Source organism: Rudanella paleaurantiibacter, assembly GCF_009184635.1.
GTDB classification, from domain to species: Bacteria; Bacteroidota; Bacteroidia; order Cytophagales; family Spirosomataceae; genus Rudanella; species Rudanella paleaurantiibacter.
Genome location: NZ_WELI01000001.1, coordinates 395,275 through 415,337 on the forward strand (window position 1 = coordinate 395,275; position 20,063 = coordinate 415,337).

19 protein-coding genes are annotated in these 20,063 nt (G+C 55.4%); 8 read left to right on the forward strand and 11 right to left on the reverse strand.

The features are described 5' to 3' along the window. Nucleotides 1–13: 13 nt before the first annotated feature. The 3 genes from F5984_RS01700 to F5984_RS01710 form a co-directional block, all read right to left on the reverse strand. On the reverse strand, nucleotides 14–793 hold the full coding sequence (locus F5984_RS01700; protein ID WP_152122206.1) for an undecaprenyl-diphosphate phosphatase: 780 nt from the start codon (nucleotides 791–793) through the stop codon (nucleotides 14–16). An 89-nt stretch (nucleotides 794–882) separates the two neighbouring features. Continuing rightward, the gene (locus tag F5984_RS01705) at nucleotides 883–1,227 is read right to left on the reverse strand and encodes a DUF3098 domain-containing protein (protein WP_152122208.1); all 345 of its coding nucleotides are present in this window, start codon (nucleotides 1,225–1,227) and stop codon (nucleotides 883–885) included. Between the two features lie 172 nt (nucleotides 1,228–1,399). Continuing rightward, nucleotides 1,400–2,281, reverse strand: coding sequence for a cell division protein FtsX (locus F5984_RS01710; protein ID WP_152122210.1), 882 nt, complete (start codon nucleotides 2,279–2,281; stop codon nucleotides 1,400–1,402). A gap of 306 nt (nucleotides 2,282–2,587) precedes the next feature. Between F5984_RS01710 and F5984_RS01715 the strand changes: the two genes are divergently transcribed. Beyond that, a complete protein-coding gene (locus F5984_RS01715; protein ID WP_152122212.1) occupies nucleotides 2,588–4,669 on the forward strand; it encodes a glycoside hydrolase family 97 protein in 2,082 nt (693 codons plus the stop codon). A gap of 38 nt (nucleotides 4,670–4,707) precedes the next feature. After that, nucleotides 4,708–6,183, forward strand: coding sequence for a MocR-like pyridoxine biosynthesis transcription factor PdxR (pdxR, locus tag F5984_RS01720; protein ID WP_152122213.1), 1,476 nt, complete (start codon nucleotides 4,708–4,710; stop codon nucleotides 6,181–6,183). Between the two features lie 51 nt (nucleotides 6,184–6,234). On the opposite strand, the gene F5984_RS01725 is transcribed toward pdxR, so the two are convergent. From F5984_RS01725 to F5984_RS01735, 3 genes are all read right to left on the reverse strand, one after another. Then, nucleotides 6,235–7,089 carry an alpha/beta fold hydrolase gene (locus tag F5984_RS01725; RefSeq protein ID WP_152122215.1) on the reverse strand — a complete coding sequence of 285 codons (855 nt, stop codon included), beginning with the start codon at nucleotides 7,087–7,089 and terminating at the stop codon, nucleotides 6,235–6,237. Nucleotides 7,090–7,171: 82 nt separating this feature from the next. Next, a complete protein-coding gene (locus F5984_RS01730) occupies nucleotides 7,172–8,044 on the reverse strand; it encodes a methylated-DNA--[protein]-cysteine S-methyltransferase (RefSeq protein ID WP_152122217.1) in 873 nt (290 codons plus the stop codon). Nucleotides 8,045–8,212: 168 nt separating this feature from the next. Beyond that, nucleotides 8,213–9,487 carry a serine hydrolase domain-containing protein gene (locus F5984_RS01735; RefSeq protein WP_152122219.1) on the reverse strand — a complete coding sequence of 425 codons (1,275 nt, stop codon included), beginning with the start codon at nucleotides 9,485–9,487 and terminating at the stop codon, nucleotides 8,213–8,215. Nucleotides 9,488–9,608: 121 nt separating this feature from the next. On the opposite strand from F5984_RS01735, the gene F5984_RS01740 reads away from it, so the two are divergent. Beyond that, a complete protein-coding gene (locus F5984_RS01740; protein ID WP_152122221.1) occupies nucleotides 9,609–10,007 on the forward strand; it encodes a response regulator in 399 nt (132 codons plus the stop codon). 136 nt (nucleotides 10,008–10,143) lie between these two features. Here the strand turns inward: F5984_RS01740 and F5984_RS01745 are convergent, their stop codons facing one another. The 4 genes from F5984_RS01745 to F5984_RS01760 form a co-directional block, all read right to left on the reverse strand. Further along, the gene (locus F5984_RS01745) at nucleotides 10,144–10,626 is read right to left on the reverse strand and encodes a hypothetical protein (protein ID WP_152122223.1); all 483 of its coding nucleotides are present in this window, start codon (nucleotides 10,624–10,626) and stop codon (nucleotides 10,144–10,146) included. Between the two features lie 160 nt (nucleotides 10,627–10,786). Further along, nucleotides 10,787–11,383 carry a bifunctional nuclease family protein gene (locus tag F5984_RS01750; RefSeq protein WP_152122225.1) on the reverse strand — a complete coding sequence of 199 codons (597 nt, stop codon included), beginning with the start codon at nucleotides 11,381–11,383 and terminating at the stop codon, nucleotides 10,787–10,789. A gap of 335 nt (nucleotides 11,384–11,718) precedes the next feature. Beyond that, on the reverse strand, nucleotides 11,719–12,681 hold the full coding sequence (locus F5984_RS01755; protein WP_152122227.1) for an electron transfer flavoprotein subunit alpha/FixB family protein: 963 nt from the start codon (nucleotides 12,679–12,681) through the stop codon (nucleotides 11,719–11,721). A gap of 104 nt (nucleotides 12,682–12,785) precedes the next feature. Next, complete coding sequence (locus F5984_RS01760; protein WP_152122229.1) at nucleotides 12,786–13,523, reverse strand: electron transfer flavoprotein subunit beta/FixA family protein; 738 nt, start codon at nucleotides 13,521–13,523, stop codon at nucleotides 12,786–12,788. Between the two features lie 157 nt (nucleotides 13,524–13,680). Between F5984_RS01760 and F5984_RS01765 the strand changes: the two genes are divergently transcribed. The 4 genes from F5984_RS01765 (at nucleotide 13,681) to glgP (ending at nucleotide 17,567) form a co-directional block, all read left to right on the forward strand. Continuing rightward, nucleotides 13,681–14,004 (forward strand): tetratricopeptide repeat protein, encoded by a 324-nt coding sequence (locus F5984_RS01765; protein ID WP_152122231.1) that lies wholly within the window; start codon nucleotides 13,681–13,683, stop codon nucleotides 14,002–14,004. Between the two features lie 177 nt (nucleotides 14,005–14,181). Beyond that, entirely contained in the window at nucleotides 14,182–14,877 is a 696-nt protein-coding gene (locus F5984_RS01770; protein WP_152122233.1) for a ferritin-like domain-containing protein, read from the forward strand. A gap of 14 nt (nucleotides 14,878–14,891) precedes the next feature. Next, nucleotides 14,892–15,635, forward strand: coding sequence for a ferritin-like domain-containing protein (locus F5984_RS01775; protein ID WP_152122235.1), 744 nt, complete (start codon nucleotides 14,892–14,894; stop codon nucleotides 15,633–15,635). Nucleotides 15,636–15,902: 267 nt separating this feature from the next. Further along, complete coding sequence (glgP, locus tag F5984_RS01780) at nucleotides 15,903–17,567, forward strand: alpha-glucan family phosphorylase (protein WP_152122237.1); 1,665 nt, start codon at nucleotides 15,903–15,905, stop codon at nucleotides 17,565–17,567. A gap of 41 nt (nucleotides 17,568–17,608) precedes the next feature. Here the strand turns inward: glgP and F5984_RS01785 are convergent, their stop codons facing one another. Further along, nucleotides 17,609–18,838: a BaiN/RdsA family NAD(P)/FAD-dependent oxidoreductase gene (locus tag F5984_RS01785; RefSeq protein WP_152122239.1), complete on the reverse strand. Its 1,230-nt coding sequence runs from the start codon at nucleotides 18,836–18,838 to the stop codon at nucleotides 17,609–17,611. An 81-nt stretch (nucleotides 18,839–18,919) separates the two neighbouring features. On the opposite strand from F5984_RS01785, the gene F5984_RS01790 reads away from it, so the two are divergent. Then, complete coding sequence (locus tag F5984_RS01790) at nucleotides 18,920–19,981, forward strand: DNA/RNA non-specific endonuclease (RefSeq protein WP_152122241.1); 1,062 nt, start codon at nucleotides 18,920–18,922, stop codon at nucleotides 19,979–19,981. Nucleotides 19,982–20,063 lie beyond the last annotated feature (82 nt).

The window sequence follows — 20,063 nt, forward strand, 5'->3', positions numbered from 1 at the left end:
GTCTAAGCTGTCTTTACACCACGTCCAGTTTCACCCCTGCCGCCATGAGGCCAAGCAGCAGCAGCCCGAGCGCAATACGATAATACCCAAACACCTTGAAGCCGTAGCGGGTCAGGAAACCCACGAAGCCCCGGATGGCCAGCAACCCAACCACAAAGGCAATGCCGTTGCCGATAAGCAGCGTCTGGTAGTCGGCGGGCTCGAGCATTTTGTACGTTTTGAGCAGTTTGTAGCCGGTAGCCGCAGCCATGGTAGGTACGGCAAGGAAAAACGAAAACTCGGCCGCCTGTGTGCGGGTCAGGCCCTGAAACATGCCGCCAATGATGGTAGCTGCCGACCGCGACACCCCCGGAATCATGGCAATGCACTGGAAGAATCCGATTTTAACCGCTTCGGGAAAGGTGACGTCGTAATCGCGGGGGACTTCGCGCATAATGCGGTCGATAAACACGAGTACAATGCCGCCCAGAACGAGCGAAATAGCCACCACCGTCACGTTTTCGAGCAGTGAGTCGATAAAGTCATTGAGCAGGAAGCCGATTACGGCTGCGGGCAGAAACGCCACAAACAGTTTGGCGTAAAAATCGGTGGTCTGCAAAAACCGCCGACTGTACAGAACCAGCACCGACAGAATACAGCCGAACTGAATATTGACGGTGTAGAGCTTGGTAAATTCGTCGCCAGCGATACCCGCGAGTGAGGAGTAGATAATCATGTGGCCAGTCGACGACACCGGCAGAAATTCCGTCAGACCCTCAATTATTGCCAGAAGAACGGCATGCAGTAAATCCATGCAAGAGCAGTTTGGAGGCCCAAAAATAGGTTGAGGTTTGGAAAATCCCTATTGATTTCCCAAACCTCAACCTGCTCCGAGGGGTCCAATCAGGCCTTTGGATTCTTCAGAATTGCGAAGAATTCGATGATAAAGCCGCTCAGAACCACCAACGGACCGAGGGTCAGACCCAGAAAGCCGAAGCCAAATTCTTCTTTGTCGAGCGTCATAATAAAGAAGCCCGCCAGAATAACCGCCAGGCCAATGGCCATGAGCCGGTAGTTAGCTGCGCCAAAGGGCATCGCACTTACCGTTGATTTGGGCGTTGCTGATACGACGCGCTCTTCCGCGGGGGCCACTTCAGCAACGGGTGAGGCTGCCGCTGAGGCAGGCCGGGCCGCAGTCTTGTCTGTACGGCTCGGCACAGGGGTCATTAACGATTTACCTTTTGCCATGTCTTTATGTCGGTTTACGCTTCCGGGGGCATCAGGTTTGCCGTGCCGAAGGCTGTTTTAAGCACTTAGGTTGAATTGAATGTATAATGAATAGTGTAAAATGTGTAATGAAAAAGCTGATAGCCAGCACACAAACCAATTATTCATTACACCCTATTCATTGTGCATTCTCTTAATACAATTCGTCGAGCGAAACGCCCAGGTAACGGTGAACGGCCTGATACGTGCTCACAAAACCAATGAGCATCCCCAGCACCACCAAGGCTCCGAGTATCATCGCGATTTTGACCGGCTCCTGCAACACCGCCAATTCGGGCAGGTTATACACGGCCGCCTGTTGTAAAGCCACCAGCAAACCCGAGGCAATCAGTCCGGCCAGCAGGCCCTGCCACAAGCCCCGCAAGAGAAAGGGGCGGGTAATAAACCCGTTGGTGGCACCTACCAGCTGCATACTCCGAATGAGCATCCGCTGTGAATACAACGCCAGCCGAATGGTGTTGTTCATGAGCAACACAATGATGAGCAACAGCACCACTGCGAACCCCGTCATCACAATGTAAATCTTATTGATGTTACGGTTGATCGTATCGACCAGATTCTCCTGATACACGGCCTCCGAAATACCGTCGATAGCCTCCAGGTCTTTCTTGACCGCCTGTAGTTTAGCCTCTTCGAAATAGTCTTCGGCCAGCCGGATTCGGTAGCTGTCGTGCAGGGGGTTATCGTCCAGAAACGTCTTGAAATCTTCTTTGGTTTCGGCAATAAACTCGCGGGCTGCGGCATCGCGGCTTACAAAATTGACCTGCGGTTGTCCGTTGGCCGTCAGCACGTACGGGCGAGCCACAATCTTTTTGTACACCGGTTCGGCCTTTGCGGAGTCGATATCGCGGTCCAGAAACACCCGTACCTCGTAGTTTTCGCGGATATACGTCACGAGCCGCTTTGACTGGAGAGCCAGCAAACCGCAAAACCCAATCAGAAACAGGGCCACCGTCATGCTGAACAGGATGAGACCTCCGGGGTACCGACCAACTTTTTTCTTTCTACGCGCCATGCAGACTGTTAAACGAACGGCGAGATCCAATCATTGAATCTCGTACCGTATGGATACAAAAATAACGGTTTCTGTAGAATGCCACTTTTTTATTAGCGGCTGGCCGGGCGATTTAGGAAAAATTAAGAGGATACGCCGACCGTTGCCAGCCCGAATCAGGGGCAGAGACACAGACCGTAGTCCATGCAATGGTGTGGCACTCCTAAGGGCTTTGTCTGTTGTTGCGCTAAAGTTTGTAGTTTGCCAGACCGTTTCAGGGGCCGGGTCTGGGTGACTGAGATAGGCCGTTTAACCAATCTGCCTTGTATGAAGCTCCTCTATTTTCTGGTTACCCTCTGCTGGCTCAGTGCGCTTTCTGCTGTCTGTTATAGTCAGACGACTCGCACAACTTCGTCGCCGGATAAGCGTATTCGGCTCACTGTCAGCGTCAATGCTACGGGCGAACTCGCCTACGCCCTTACATTTCAGGGGCAGCCCGTAGTGCAACCTTCGGCTCTTGGCTTCACCCTGAGCAAACCGGCGTTGGCACTCAACCGGTTTCGGCTGGTTTCGGTGGATTCGTCGCGGACCGATGAGACCTGGAAACCGGTGTGGGGTGAGGTGGCACAAATTCGGAATCAGTACAACGAATTGGCCCTTCGGTTGGCTAGTCAGACAAGTCCGGCCGTGCAGGTAGTGGTTCGGTTCAGAGTGTTTAACGATGGTCTGGGGTTCCGGTATGAGTTTCCCCAACAACCCGACTTCCAGCATTTTGTAGTAGCCGACGAGCATACGGAGTTTCGGATGGCGGCCGATCATCAGACCTTCTGGATTCCGGGCGATTATGACACCAACGAGTACCTTTATAATACTACCAAGCTGAGCGAAATAGATGCGGTGGCGGCTGCAGCTAAAGAGAAAGACATTGCCTTACAGGCCATTATAGGCCCCGATGCCGTGCAAACGCCGTTGCTGATGAAAACGGCTTCGGGCTTGTATATCAGCCTGTTCGAAGCGGCTGTGCTGAATTATCCGGTCATGCACGTGCGGCTCGATAAGGCTCGGTTGGCGTTCCGGGCGCAGTTGGTTCCCGATGCTGTTGGTAACAAAGCCTACCTGCAAACGCCCACACAAACGCCCTGGCGCACGGTGATTGTGAGCGATAAAGCAACCGATCTGCTGGCATCCAAACTGATTCTGAATCTCAACGAGCCGTCCCGCATTGCGGACCCCTCCTGGATCAAACCCCAGAAGTTTGTGGGTATGTGGTGGGAAATGCACGTCGGGAAAGCAAACTGGCCCCTGGCGGGCGGGAAGCACGGGGCCAACACGGCCAATGTGAAAAAATACATCGACTTTGCGGCTCAGTACGGTTTCGATGGGGTATTGGTTGAGGGCTGGAACGTGGGTTGGGAAGATTGGTTCGGGAACTGGAAAGAGGACGTATTTGATTTTGTGACTCCTTACCCCGACTACGACATCGACGCCCTTACGGCCTACGCCCGGCAAAGGGGCATCCGGCTCATTATGCACCATGAAACTTCCGGCTCGGTCACTAATTACGAGCGACGGATGGACGCGGCTTTTGGGTATATGCGCTCAAAAGAGATCAATACAGTAAAAACAGGCTATGTAGGCCGGATTATCCCTCGGGGAGAACACCACGACGGTCAATGGATGAACAACCATTACCAGCGGGTAGCCGAAAAGGCGGCTCAGTACAAAATCATGGTCGATTCGCACGAATCGTCGCGCCCGACGGGCCTGCATCGGACATACCCAAACTGGCTGGCGAGCGAAGCCGCCCGGGGCAGTGAGTTCAACAATGCCCCAACCCTCGGCATTACGCCCGAGCACACCACCATACTGCCCTTTACGCGGATGCTGGGCGGCCCAATGGACTTCACACCAGGGCTGTTCCACATGCGGCTCAACCAGTTTGAGAGCACCCGTACCACGCGCGTTCGTACGACGCTGGCCAAGCAACTGGCCTTGTTTGTGACACTCTACAGCCCCCTTCAGATGGCGGCCGATTTGCCCGAGAATTACCTGAAATATCTGGATGCCTTCCAGTTTGTCCGGGATGTTCCCGTTGATTGGGATGATACCCGGATTCTGGCGGCCGAACCAGGCGAATATGTCATGACAGCCCGCAAAGGAAAGGGGAGCAGTGACTGGTTTCTGGGGGCAATCACCGACGAGAACAGCCGCTCGCTGCCCCTGCCGCTCGATTTTCTGGAGGCAGGAGCCACCTATGAGGCAACCTTTTACCGCGACGCTGACAACGCTGATTGGGACACCAACCCGGAAGCCTACACAATCGATAAACAGCGCGTTACCCGCGCATCTAAACTGACGTTGCGATTGGCTAAAGGGGGCGGGTGCGCTATTCGGTTTCGTAAGTTGTAGCGAATACCTCCATCTGACGTTTTCAACTTCGTGAGCCGATGACATTGCCCTTCAAAACGCTGATACAGCTCGATAAGGCGGCTGGGCAGCCCATATACGAACAGTTGAGCGAGCAGCTGGGGCAACTGATTCGGGCGGGTACCTTACCCGCTCGGCAACGGTTGCCCGGCACCCGCCAACTGGCGCTTTGGCTCGGCATACACCGGCAAACCGTGGTGGCTGCTTACGACGATCTGCTGGCGCAGGGCTGGATCGAAAGCCGACCCGGAAGCGGCACGTTTATAGCCTCGCACCTGCCCAGCATACGCCCACAGGCGTTAGATACGGGAGCGCCCACCCGTATGGGTACCCAAACGGGCTTTGCTTTTACCCGCCGGACCGAGTTGGAGCGGCCCGTACTTAGCAGCCCGGTAGGGTTGCGTTTCGACGATGGGTTCCCGGACGCCCGGCTGGCTCCGCTCGATGCCATGAGCCGGGCGTATCGGTCGTACCTGAACTGGGGCAACCCGCAGGCGCACGTAGGCTATGGCGACGTGAAGGGCCATCCGTTGCTACGCGAGGAGCTGTCGAAATACCTCAATGCAACCCGGGGGCTGCGCACCACGCCCGACAATATTCTGATCACGCGGGGGAGCATCATGGGACTGTACCTAAGTTGTCAGGTGTTGCTGCAACCGGGCGATGTGGTCGTGACGGGCGAAACCACCTGGGCGGGAGCTACCATGAACGCGCGCCGGGCTGGGGCTACGGTGCGCACGGTGCCGGTGGATGAGCATGGGCTCGACGTGGACGCTCTGGCGCACCTGTGCGAGTCTCAGCCCGTTCGGATGGTGTATGTAACGCCCCATCACCACTATCCAACCACCGTAACCCTTCGGTCCGACCGCCGGGTGCGGCTGTTGCAACTGGCCGAGCAGTACCGGTTTGCCGTGCTCGAAGATGACTACGATTTTGACTACCACTACCTCGGTCGCCCCATTTTGCCTTTGGCCAGCGCCGACCGGCATGGTTTGGTTGTCTATGTGGGCTCACTCACCAAATCGGTGTCGCCGGGATTTCGGGTGGGGTATGTGGTTGCACCAACCGACCTGATCGACGAGTTGGCCCGGTTTCGGCGCATCATCGACCGGCAGGGCGATATTGTCCTCGAGTACGCAGTGGGCCAGTTGTTTCACACGGGCGAGATGAAGCGGCATTTTCGGAAATCGCTGCGGGCGTATCAGAGTCGACGCGACCATGTGTGCGCTCTGCTCACCCACGAGCTGCCCAATTGGGTGCAGTTTCAGAAGCCTGACGGTGGCATGGCTATCTGGGCTACGTTTGACCCGGCCGTCGATCTAGCGCGTTTGGCCGAGCGTGCTTTGCGGGCTGGGCTATACTTATCGCCGGGGCTGGTACACAACCCGGCGGGTAAATGGCTCCATAGCACCCGGCTGGGATTTGCTTCCAGCACTGAAGATGAGCTGACTCAGGCTGTGGCCGTGTTGAAGCGGGTTTTAGAGGCCGGGAAATAAACCCGATGTAGCGTTTGCTATTACCCCGCTAATTAAGCGGCTATAAAACTGCTATCCGCTGATAATCAGATTTGTAACAGCCTCGGCTTCTTCGTGCTGAACCCAGTGGGTAGCGGTTTCAAAATAAACCACCCGCCCCTGTTCGCAGAGGTCAATGCTGGGCTGGGCCATCTCACGCATCAGAAACCGATCCTGAGCTCCCCAGATCAACAAAGTCGGCACGGTGATTCGGCGTTGCGCCCGTCGGCGGGGCGGATGCCGTGCCAGCGCCCGGTACCAGTTTATCATGGACCGAATGGCCCCCGGCTGAGACCACGCAGTGCGGTAAAGCTTTAAGTCGTCGGCCGAAAACGTACCGGGTCGGCTACTCGACTGAAGGGTTCGCGCCAGGGCCGACCAGTTGCCCAGCCGCGAAAAAAACTCAGGTAGCACCGGGATTTGGAAGAAACCGATGTACCAGCTTCGGAGCATCTGCCGGGGTTGCTGTCGGGTAAACTGCTTCATCGCAGCCGGGTGGGGTACGTTGACGGTCACGAGCCGCTCAACCCGTTCGGGATACGTAGCGGCCACCCACCAGGCTACGGCCGCCCCCCAGTCGTGCCCAACCACAATGGCTTTGGGCGTTTGGGCCGCATCCATGAGGCCAACCACATCGGCGGCCAGTTCGTCGAGGTTGTAAGCGGCCGTGTTTGTTGGTTTATCGCTCAGGTTGTAGCCCCGGCCATCGGGTACCCACACCCGGAAACCCGCTTCGGCTAAGGGCAGAATCTGGTGGTTCCAGCCGTACCAGAACTCCGGAAAACCATGCAACAGAAGGATAAGGGGTCCGTTGGTGGGTCCGGCCTGCACCACATGCAGTCGGATACCGTTGGTCTGGACGTAGTGATGTTCGAGTGCGTAAGGCATGGCCGGGCGTTGGATTGTTGGGCCAAGTTAATCGGAATTACGCACAGCGATGAGCTGTATGCTGGATTTGCCGCCCGGCCCGTCAGACCCGAAGGCCTACTTCGCAACGTGCGGCCTCCCAGCCGAGCATGGCCTGCTTGCGGTCGATGCCCCAGCGGTAGCCACCAAACAGGCCCGTTTTCTTGATAACCCGATGGCAGGGAATGAGGTAGCCAATGGGATTGCTACCGATAGCGGTACCTACCGCCCGTGAGGCTGTGGGTTGCCCAATGGCTTCGGCAATCTGATCGTAACTGGCCAGTTGGCCCTCCGGAATCCGTAGCAGGGCTTCCCACACTTTTAGCTGAAAGGCCGACCCACGCAGTAACACCGGCAAGGGGTGGGTCGGCCGGGCTTGATGGGTGTTAAGGGATGGGAAAATAAGCGTAGCCAATGCCTGCACAGCTGCTGGATGGTGCTGCCAGGTGGCTTCGGGCCAGGTAGTCTGAAGCTGGAGAAGCGGATCGTCGGTCGGGTTGAGAAACTGTAGAACCGTGATTTTTCCCTCGAACGCGCCCAGCACATACGTACCAAACGGACTGTCAAAAAGGCCATACTGCATGGTAAGTCCTGCTCCACCCTGCTTGAACTGACCCGGCGTGACGCCTTCAATCGAAACAAACAGATCGTGCAGGCGACCCGTGCCCGACAGGCCGGCGTCCTGAGCCGCAGCCGTGAGCGGTACACCCTGCCGGAGACGCTCCTTGGCGTATTCGAGGGTGAGGTACTGGCTGAATTTTTTGGGGCTCACACCCGCCCACTCAGTGAACATCCGCTGAAAATGAAACGCGCTGACGTTGGCATGCTCGGCCAGTTCGCCCAGCGTTGGCTGATCCCGGAACGTTCGGTTCAGGTGTTCGATAGCGCGGGCAATTTGCTCGTACGTGTACGGGTTGTTCGGGTTGTTCGGGTTCATCAGGAGGTGTTGTTTGATCGCTTCAAAGGTCGTCAACCAAGCCCCGACGATCAACCCGATTCTTGCGGAAAAGGGGAGAAAGGAGAAGGGAGGAAGGGAGAAGGGAGGAAAGGAGAAGACGAAACTACGCTTGCGTCCCTTTCCCTTTCCTCCCTTCCTCCTTATTTCTTATTCCCCAATCGCCTGATAAACCAGCACCTTAAACTTATCGGTGAGGTCGCCGAAGGAGTTGGGGACTTTTTGGGTGTAAATCAGGGCAACGATACCCTCTTTAGGGTCGCCCCAATAGGTAGTGCCGAAATAGCCGCCCCAGTCGAACGACCCTTCTGAAATAGGCATCCGGGCGGCCCCTTTCTCGGTAGTCAGGGCGAACCCAAGGCCAAATTTACCCGCGCCTACGTTTAGGTCGCCGATTTGATTGCTCAGCGCCATGCGTATGGTGGTGGGGCTCAGAATCCGTTTGCCGTTGTAGGTGCCGCCGTTCATGACCATTTGCAGGAAAATGGCATAATCGAGTAAGGTGGATGAGAGGCCTGCCCCGCCCGAGTAAAAACCGCCCGCCTGTTTGGGGTAGTCGGCGCTTTGGCCGTTACGGGCCGGGTACGGAATCGTTTTCTTGTCGGCATCTTCGGTGTAAAGGGTAGTCAGGCGGTTGTGCTTAGAGGTCGGCAGGTAAAAAAATGTGTCGTTCATGCCGAGGGGCTCAAACAGCCGGGTGCGCAGAAACGCATCGAGCGATTGCCCCGAAACCACCTCAATAAGCCGCCCCAGCACGTCGATGCTCAGGCTGTAAATCCAGCGTTCGCCGGGCTGGCTCAGTAGAGGTAGCTTCGCCAGCCGATCCACTGCTTCGGCGAGGTTCGCGTTGGGGGTACCAATACCACTCGGAATCGAATATTTGGCGTAGATGGCGTTGGCTTCTTTGCTGCCAATTTGCGGGTACCCAATGCCCGACGTGTGCGTAAGAAGGTGCCGGATGGTAATCTCGCGCCGGGCCGGAACGGTAGTAAATGAGGTGTCTTTCTCGTTGAATTTATCCAGCACCGGCGTTGCTTTAAAGGCCGGGATGTATTTCGAAATGGGGTCGTCGAGCAGCAACTTGCCTTCTTCCAGCAGAATAAGCACCCCCATGCTCGTAATGGCTTTGGTTTGCGAAGCAATCCGGAAAATAGCGTCGCGCCGAAGCGGGGTTTTCTGGGCCAGGTTGTCGTACCCGTAGGCTTTGTGATGAACAATTTTTCCGTGACGGGCAATCAGCACGGCCACTCCGGCTTGTTTGCCTTCGTCGATGTACTGTTGCACCACCCGGTCGAGCCGTTGGAGCCGGTCGGCACTCATACCGACGGTTTCGGGACGGGCCTCCTGCAATACTGGAGCAAGCGGTTTCTGGGCCGAAACGGTTAGTTGCAGGCAGAGAAAAAGAAGGGTAAAAACAGAGCGCATAAGTGGGTTGTGTTAAGGAGAAACAGGGGAGCGAAACTACGGACGTTACCTAAAAACAGGAGCCCTGGCATCGAATTTTTTGGGCGTCATTCTCGTTACATGCATGTACCAAACTAAACGCATGGCTTCTTCCCTGATTTATTTAGTCGACGACGACGAGGACGACCGGTTTTTTGCAAAGTTGACGTTTCAACAGCATTTTTCCGATACCGAGCTGGTTTGTTTCGAAGACGGTGAAGAACTTCTGCTGCACATTGAGCAGCACCCTGATGCCGCCCTGCCCGAACTGGTATTAGTGGACCTGAATATGCCCCGCATGAATGGCTTCGATACGTTGAAGGCGCTCAAAGAGCATACAGATTGGAAGCAGGTGCCCGTGGCTATTCTGACTACATCGAGCGACGTACACGATCAGGAACGGAGCAAAGCCTTGGGGGCCTGTGCGTTTCTGACTAAGCCCGCTACCTACGAAATGCTGGCGCAGACCATCAAGTCGGGGCAGATTAGTTGTGGCGATTAATCCGTACCCATTGGCCTGATGTTAAGGCGGGTAGCTCGGTTTTCAACCGGGCTTTTTTTGTGATCAGCTATTTGCCCCGACCACAAAAAAAGCCTCCGGGTGGCCGGAAGCTTTCGAATAGATGGCGAAAAACGCCTTATTTTTTGAAGCCGGTGATACCCAGCACTTTTTTAACAATTGTACCTGACTGATCTTTTTCCGAACTGGTGGTCATGGCAAACTTGGTTCCGTCGGCAAACTCACCCTTACCCTGATAGGGGGCATCAATGGTGGTTACGCCCACGGTGATCTGCTCCGACTTCTTGTCGATAATCGTAAACTTGGTTCCGTCGAGTTCGGCGGTCAGTTTTTCGGTGTATTCAAACTGCTTGCCCTTGTTGTAGAGGAAAGACATGGTCAGCTCTTTAGGAGCCGCAGCCTTGCCCACCGTGATCGTGACTGTACCCGAAGGCCGCTCCGATACAATGGAACCAATAAATACCTGTCCGGTGTAGCCACCGTCGTCGTAAACACCTATGTACTGATCGCGGGGATCAACCTCGGCTTCCTTGCCACTTAACTGCTTGCAGGAAGTCAAAAGGCCCAGAAACAAGGCAAAAAACAGGAACGAACGTTTCATGGTTTGCGAAAGAATAATGCTGGTGAATTTGGGATGTCAAGCCGGTTAAACAACGTTAGTATTCAACCAAACGTATGTGGCGCAAGAAGTATGCCAAAAAAACAAGCCCCGCCGAAAGGCGGGGCTTGTTGCTGCTCAGGTAGTTAATGCCCAATAAAAATTAGTTTCGTTTGCTGATTTCATCGCGGATTTTGGCGGCCCGCTCGTACTCTTCGTTGCCGAGGGCTTCGTCGAGCATCTTCTGAAGTTCGTCCACGGTCATATCTTTCAGTTGCTCGCCAAAAGCGCGGGGTTGTCGGCTCGACGAACGCACCACTTCTGGTTGCTCTTCGTCTTCTTCATCGGCCGCGCTGGTAGTAATACCCGCTTCCGACAGAACGGCCTCGTAGGTGAAGATAGGCACCCCGAACCGGATACCGATGGCAATGGCGTCGGACGGGCGCGCGTCGACAACGGTTTCCCGGACACCGTCGGAGCAGACAATCCGGGCGAAGAAAATACCTTCGCGTAAATCGGAGATCACGATTTCCCGAACCGTAAACTTAAACTTCTCCGCAAACTGCTTGAAGAGGTCGTGGGTCATGGGCCGGTTGGGCACAATCTTCTCAATTTCTATAGCTATTGCCTGGGCTTCGAACATGCCAATGATAATCGGCAGCCGGCGATTTCCGTACTCTTCGCCAAGTACCAGGGCAAACGAACCCGCCTGCGACTGGCTGGGCGATAAACCTAATATTTCTAACTTAATTTTTTCCACGGCGCGAATTTACCTGTTTGTCTGTTTGCTTGTTTGTCTGGGTGTTTCTTTCTGCACCGAAAGCACGCCAAACAAACCAAAACGGCCCTTAAGACCGGACGGGCAGGGTCTTACAGGATAACTATAATACCCATAGGGGAGTTCACGCCCATTCTTTCATTTTTGGCCCGTGTTGTAAGGTTATGGGCTGTAAAATACCTCTTTACTGAGCTTCTGCCCAATGGTCAATTGATGTCCTGAGCGAGCAGGCCCCCCATTGGCGCATGGCCAAAAAAATAGCCAGTGGCCTTCCGGGCACTGGCTATTTTGGGGAAACGGTCCGTTTGTAGGGGCCTTTACAGAGCCTGTACAGCTTTGGTCAGGCGGGGTAATACCTCAAACACATCGCCCACGATACCGTAATCTGCCGATTTGAAGAATGGCGCTTCGGGGTCTTTGTTGATGACCACAATCACCTTCGAGGAGTTGACACCCGCCAGGTGCTGAATGGCACCCGAAATACCGGCGGCAATGTACAGGTTTGGGCTTACCTTGATACCCGTTTGGCCCACGTGTTCGTGGTGGGGACGCCAGTCGAGATCCGACACGGGCTTCGAGCAGGCGGTGGCTGCACCCAGGGCTTTGGCCAGGTCTTCTACGATGGCCCAGTTTTCGGGGCCTTTCAGGCCACGGCCTGCTGATACCACCAGGTCAGCTTCGGGCAGGAGTACGTCGCCCGTTGCTTTTTCGGTGTTAGTCACTTTCAAACCAAAATCGCCCTCGTTCAGCGCGGGGCTGAATGCCTCAACCGAAGCCGTGGCGTCGGTTTCTTCGGGCGTGATGGTATTTTTCTTGATGGCCAGAATTTTGGTGTCGGCTGTCAACTCGGTTTCGGCAAACGCCTTGCCCGTGTAGATGCTGCGCTTCACGCGGAAGCTATCCCCGAGCTGAGGCAGGTCGATAACGTTGGCCGCCAGACCCGCTTTGAGTTTTCCCGCCAACCGGGCTGCCATGGCATCAGCCAGCGACGACTTAGCCAGCACGATAACCTTGGCGCCTTCCTGCTGAGCGGCCGCGGCCACCACCGACGCATAGGCCATACCGTTGGTTTCGTTCAGCTTTGGGTCGGCAGCATGCAGGACTTTGGTCGCCCCAAACCGGCCCGCCGTAGCGAGTTCGGCACTATCGGCCTCTCCAAGTACTACAGCCGTAGCCGCTGTTCCCATCATACCGGCCACCTTAGCGCCGTAGAATATAGCCTCCTGTGAGGACTTCTTGATTTTACCTTCGTCTAACTCGACAAAAATGAGGACTGACATAAATAAGTTTTCAGTTTAGGGTTTACGGTTTTCAGTTCGTGTTTTGGGGTAATTCACGGGCGTTGGCCAACTGTGAACTGAACACTGAAAACAGTAAACTTTGCTTAGATGACTTTCGCTTCGGTACGGAGCAGTTGGATAAGTGTTTCGGCCTGATCGGCAGGGATCATTTTGACGGCCCCACGCGGAGCGGGCAGCTCGTAGCTAACCACCTGAGTCAGGGTTTCGCGGCTGCTGGGCTCTACCACCTTCAGGGGCTTGGTGCGGGCGGTCATGATGCCGCGCATGTTCGGGATTTTCCATTCGGCAATTGGCTCCTGACAACCCAGCACAAGCGGCAGGCTTGCTTCGAGGTCTTCTTTGCCGCCTTCAATCTCGCGAGTCATCTTGGCGGTAGTTCCCGAAATATCGAGTTTCATTACCGGCGAAATCGACGGAATACCCAGCATTTCGGCCACGATACCGTGTACCTGCCCGCCGTTGTAATCAATCGATTCGCGACCCATCAGAATCAGGTCGTAGCTGTTTTCTTTGGCGATGGCCGCAATTTGCTCGGCCACGAAATACGCGTCTACAGGGTCGGCATTGACCCGGATAGCGTCGTCGGCACCGATAGCCAGACACTTCCGGATAACCGGCTCCGCGTCGGCTTCGCCTACGTTAAGCACCGTTACCGATGCGCCCGTTTGTTCCTTCAGTTCAACGGCCCGCGCCAGGGCGTAGTCGTCGTAGGGGCCGGTGATAAACTGCACACCTGCTTTGTTGAGCTTGGTGTTGTTGTCAGTGAAGGTAATCTTGGTCGTCGTGTCGGGCACGCTCGTCACGCACACTAAGATTTTCATAGGAAATCAGTTTTTAGTTTACTGGTTCGAGTTTTAGCCTAAAAACGGCCGGTTTGCACCTATCCCGGTTCAACGGCTGCCCCAAAACCTCAATTTTGGGGCTAATTTACAAACCTCTTTCAAAAACAGTATGCATGCATACTAATTTTTTGTGCAAATGAATACCGAACGAATCCAACAATTGCTCCAGTTCGTACAGGATGAACCCCACGAACCCTTTAATGTTTACGCGCTGGCCATGGAGTACCTGAACACCAACCCCGGTCAGGCTCAGCATTATTTCGAGAAACTGCTCAACGAGCACCCGCAGTATTTGCCCACGTATTACCACGCTGCCCAGCTCTATGCCGACCTCGGCGACCGGACCAAAGCGGCCATGTATTATGATTTTGGGTTGCAGTTGGCGCGTCAGCAAGGAAATCAAAAAACCTTCGATGAGCTTCAGCGAGCGTACCGTGCCTTTCAGGACGACGACGAGTAGTGACCATTTTTGTCTTTTTTATTCGTTTGTATAGGGCTGATTCTCAGTGATTGGGCGGCCGGAGGGTCTGAATTGCGCGGGCCTGAAAAATCCAGACCGAAACCGGGCGCGTACTTATGACAGGTGCCGCCCAAAGCGTTCAGGCTCGCCGGTGCCGCTTAAAATCGCAAGAACAGTATGGAAAAGACAAAAACAGATCGGCCCGCACAAGCGGTAGATCGGCGGTTGTTTCTGCGGTATGCAGGGGTGACCATAGCGACGGGTGCAGTATTGCTCGAATCGTGTGTTGACAAGGATTACATGACTACGCCCATTTCGGCGGCTACGGTTGATCTGGGTTCGGGCGATGTTGGTATTCTGAATTATGCGTATGCGCTGGAGCAGCTCGAAGCCGCTTTTTACACGCAGGTAATTGCTACGCCTTACTCAGGTATTACCGATGCCGAGCGTAGCCTGCTCACCGAAATCCGGGACCACGAAATCATCCACCGCGACTTTTTCAAGGCGGCTCTGGGCAACAGTGCCATTGCCAGCCTTGAAGTTAATTTCTCAAGCATCAACTTCGCCGACCGGGCGAGCGTACTCAACGCGGCCAAGACCTTTGAAGATCTGGGTGTAGCGGCTTACAACGGCGCGGGTAAGCTGATCAAAGATGTGAACTACCTCTTGCTGGCCGGCAAGATTGTGTCGGTTGAAGCGCGGCACGCGGCTGCTATTCGGTCATTGTTGAGCCCCAAAACAACCAGTTTCGCGGGCGACGACGTGGTAACGCCCGCTACGGGCCTCGACCCGGCGAGTGCCCCCTCGGTGGTGCTGCCGCTGGCGCAACCTTTTGTTCGTACAACCATCACGGCTAACAATCTGCCCAAGTAAACCAGGCTGACCCCATGAACTTATTCAAATTATTCCAGGATATCGAAGCCGTAGATGGCGATGCCACCGAGCGGTTGGGTTATTATTCACGGCGGAGCCTGCTGCGGCTGGGCTCTAAAGCGCTGGCAGTATCGGCACCGACCGTTATGGCCAGTGTGCTCAACGAGGCTTACGCGCAGTCGTCGTCAGTGCAGGACGTACTTAACTACGCCCTTACGCTGGAGTATCTCGAAGACGACTATTACCAGAAAGGCAATGCCGCTGCTAACCTGATTCCGGCCGCCGACAAAGCCATTTTTACCCAGATCGGCAAGCACGAAACGGCCCACGTGGCTCTGCTCCGTGGAGCACTGGGCTCAGCGGCTGTTGCCAAGCCTGCTTTTAAATACCCGGCGGCTACGTTTACCGATTACCAAACGTTTTTGCTGCTGGCACAGGCGTTTGAAGATACGGGCGTTCGGGCCTACAAAGGTCAGGCAGGTAATCTGCTGGGTATGGATGTGCTCACAACGGCGCTGCAAATCCACTCGGTCGAAGCGCGTCACGCATCGGAAGTGCGCCGGTTGCGGGGACTGCGCGGCTGGGTATCGGCTACCGACGAGGCACCGGCTCCGGTGTATGCGGGTGAGGCCGTAACCAGCCAGGCAGGTGTTGATCTGGTCGCTTTGACAGGCAAAAGTGCCGACCGCGTTCGGGAAGCCTTCGATGAGCCTCTCGATCGTGCGGCCGTGCTGGCTATTGCGCAGCCGTACCTGTAAGCGACAATTGTATCAATCGACGTATGCAAACGGGCGAGTGGAGAAATCCGCTCGCCCATTTGCGTATAGACTTACCTTGAAATGTGGTTAAAATGTAGACATGCTTAGCAGACAGAGTCTTGTGTTTTAGCTTCATTTACAGACTCTTATTTGGTTCTGATGGGCTTTGTAGGCTGTTTCTATATTAGCAGGTTATCATACGGGTGGGGCTTTCGTTGTACCTTTGGCCCTTCGTTTTAGTATCCCATTTACTCGTACTTGCGCTCCATGACTTCATCACAATTGCCACCCGCCTTTCGTCATCCGTATTCGTTTGCTCCGGCTTACCGTAAATCGGTCGCTTACTTTTCTATGGAATTTGCCGTCGATCAGGCCTTGAAAGTGTACTCAGGAGGGCTTGGTTTTCTGGCGGGCTCGCACATGAAAAGTGCTTTCGACGAGCGTCAGAACCTGATCGGGATCGGGATGTTGTGGAAATACGGGTATTATGATCAGATTCGCCGGACCGACAACGCTATGGACGTGCAGTTTCGGGAGAAGATTTACGGGTTTCTGCAAAATACGGGCGTTCGGTTCTCGATCGACATTGCCGGTCGGCCGGTTTGGGTGGAGGCCTATTACCTGGACCCGAAGCACTTTAACACGGTGCCGATGTTTTTTCTGACGACCGACGTTGCCGGCAATGATACCGAAGCCCGAAGTATTACGTACCGGTTATACGATGCCGATTCGGCCCTGAAAGTGTCGCAGTGCATGGTGCTGGGCTTAGGCGGAGCTAAATTTCTGGATCAGATCAATTATGCGCCCGAGGTGTATCACCTTAACGAAGCGCACGCACTGTCGGCGGCTTTTCACCTGTATCAGACGCTGGGCAGCGTAGAGGCCGTACGTGACCGGATGGTGTTTACGACCCACACGCCCGAAGAAGCTGGCAACGAAAAACACGATATTGGGTTTCTGCAACGGCTGGGGTTCTTCGGGGGCTTGCCACTGGAACGGGTGCGGCAAATAGCGGGGGTTGACGATAGTATTTTCAACCATTCGCTGGTAGCTCTTCGGCTGAGCCGCAAAGCCAACGGGGTGTCGAAGCTGCACGGTGAGGTGTCGCGCCGGATGTGGGGCTCGTATGCGGGCATCTGCGAGATTACGCACGTGACCAACGCGCAAAATCATGGCTACTGGGCCGATACCCAGCTGGATGCGGCTCGGTCGGCATCCGACAGCCGGACGCTGGCGGCTCGCAAAAAGGCCATGAAGAAGCCACTATTCAACCTTGTTGCCGATCAGGTTGGTAAGCTCTTTGATCCCAATATACTCACCATTGTATGGGCGCGTCGGTTTGCGGGTTACAAGCGCCCTGACTTGCTCACGCAGGATGGCGAGCGGTTCCGGCGGCTCATGAACAACCGCGATTATCCGGTGCAGATGATCTGGGCCGGTAAGCCGTATCCGTTCGATGAGGGAGCCGTGCGGACGTTCAATCACCTGTATTATCTGAGCCACCTGTACCCACGTATGGCCGTGCTGACGGGCTACGAACTGGCGCTCTCCAAAGCGTTGAAAGACGGAGCTGATGTGTGGATGAATACGCCCATTGTTCCCCGCGAAGCCTCGGGTACGAGCGGGATGACGGCCGCTATGAACGGCGCCATTAACCTGTCGACAAACGACGGCTGGATCTGTGAGTTTGCCAAACCTAACGGCCCCGATCAGAACGCGTTTATTGTCCCTACGCCCGGCGACGCGGATTTTCGGAACCCCGATGCGCACGACCGCGAGCACCTGTACCGGCTGCTGGAAGAAGATATTCTGCCGATGTACTACGACCGACCCGAAGCCTGGCGTGCGCTTCAGCTTCGGAGTATGGCCGATGTCAACGCGTACTTCACCTCAGCCCGTATGGCACGGGAGTACTACGAGCGGGTGTATTAAGCACAAACCTGTAAGGTCTTCGAGACCTTGCAGGTTTTTTGTTATATTCCCAAATGCCTCCCGGCAATGTAACCCGTAGTCCAGGCATTCTGGAAGTTGAAGCCGCCCGTAATACCGTCTACGTCGATTACTTCTCCCGCGAAAAACAGGCCGGGGTGGGTGGTACTTTCCAGTGTTTGCGGGTTCAGGCTGCCCGTGGCAATACCCCCGCAGGTCACAAACTCATCCTTAAACGTACTCTTACCACTCACGGCAAACTGACTGTTGGTTAGTTTTTCGATGAGCCGATTCTGTGCTTTACCGGGTAGTTCGCTCCAGCGGGTAGTTTCGGTGATACTCGCTTCGGCACAAAATGCATCCCACAGCCGACCGGGTAGCCCAAACGGGTTTTGCGACGTAACCAGCTTTTTGGGGTGCTGCTGCCGGAACAGGGTAAAACCGTCGCGGATTTGGGCCTCCGTGCGGTCACCAAGCCACTGAACGCGGAGGGTAAACCGGTAGTCGACCCCGGCGAGGTCGCGGGCGGCCCAGGCCGAAAGTCGCAGAATAGCCGGGCCACTAAATCCCCAGTGTGTAATGAGCAGGGGGCCGTTCTGACGTTGGTTAGTACCCTGTACGCTCACCAGCGCGTTGGGTACCGATACACCCGCCAAAGCCAGCAAGGGATTGTCGGGCGTGTTGAAGGTAAACAGCGAGGGTACCGGCGACACGAGCACGTCGGGGTGGGAAACCGGCGGTAGCCAGCCGTACGACGGACTCTGCGGATACCCACCCACGGCCACCAGCACGCGGTCGGCGGTGAGGGTTTCGCCCGTTTGGAGCTGAAGTGTCCAGCCATCCTCGGCGGGGGTAAGGGCTGCAATGCCGCAGCTTGTGCGTATCTGAACACCCAGCCGGTCGGCGGTGCGGGTGAGGCAGTGGATGATGGTTTCGGACGAGTCGGTGGTGGGAAACATGCGTCCGTCGGTCTCGGTTTTGAGGGCTACCCCCCGCGACTCGAACCAGCGTACGGTAGCCTGCGCGTCGAACTGATTGAGCAAGGGCCGTAGCCAGCGTTCGCCCCGTGGGTAGTGTTTGATAAACTGCCGGTTGTCGAAACAGGCATGGGTGACGTTGCAGCGCCCTCCGCCCGAAACCCGTACTTTACCCAATACCTGTCGGCTTTTCTCGTAGATCGTGACCGTTGCGTCGGGGTACGTTTCTGCCGCGGTGATGGCTCCGAAGAACCCCGCTGCCCCCCCGCCGATCACGGCAATGCGTAATGAAGACATACCCGCCTAACAGTCATACCCGGTTCCGGGTTTCATTCGAATACGAAGCCCCAAAACCACAACCCTGCTTACCTTTGTACTATGTTTTTTCGTTCTAACAAATCGTACCATCGGCGGTCCGGCGTTTATCAGCGCGGGTTCCGGCTGCGTGGTAACTCGCTTGTTTTACTGTTTTTCTTTTTCATGGTGGGGCTGTTTCTGCACTACGGCGGCCGTACAAGACCCCTCGTGGCTTTCTGGAACGACCTCAAGGGGATAGTCGGAATAGGGCCGTCGTCGGACCGGTCGGAAAAAGAGACGAATCCGTACAAGGCGCCCGAACCCACTGAGGATGTGGCCTCTGACGAGGCTTCGGACGAAAGTAGTGCCTCGGATGAGGGGGGCGCGAGCGACGGAAGTACCCCCGATGAACAGGCGAGCCAATCGGGTAATCAGCGGTTCGATTTTGAGAAGAAACCCGATTTTATCCTGCCTGCTTTTTCATCGTCTGACGAAATTGTGCGCCATGATGGCTACATTCTTCGCTACCGCGATCAGTACGAACAGGCCGATTGGGTGGCCTATCCGCTGCTGGCGTTTGAAACCACAGGCGATGCCGACCGCGATTACGAGCGGTTTCAGCCCGATCCGCTCGTAGAAAGTGGCACGGCGTACCCCACTGATTACACGCGGTCGGGGTACGACCGGGGGCACCTGGCACCGGCCGGCGATTTTAAGTTTTCGCAACGGCTCACCCGCGAGTCGTTTTATATGAGCAACATAAGTCCGCAGGCTCCGCAGTTTAACCGGGGTATCTGGAAAGAGCTGGAAGATCAGGTGCGTACCTGGGCCCGGCGCGACCGGGGTGTGTACGTGGTGACTGGCCCGGTGCTGAAGCCGGGTCTGGAAACAATCGGGAAAAAGGTGGAAGTTGCCGTACCTGAGCAGTTCTACAAAGTGATTTTGTACTGCAACAAGCCCGACATTCGGATGATCGGGTTTCTGATGAATAATGAACCGTCCAACGAACCCCTCCAGTCGTTTGTGGTACCAGTTGATCAGATTGAGCGGCTCACCGGCATCGACTTTTTTCCGTTTATCCCCGACGATCTGGAACGCCGGCTGGAAAGCAGCCGCAAACCGGATGAATGGTTTAGGTATTAGGTGTATTCAAGCAGAATTAAATGTATAATGAATAGTGTAAAATGCATAATGAATTCGCTGATTGTCAGCAGCTAATTCCGCT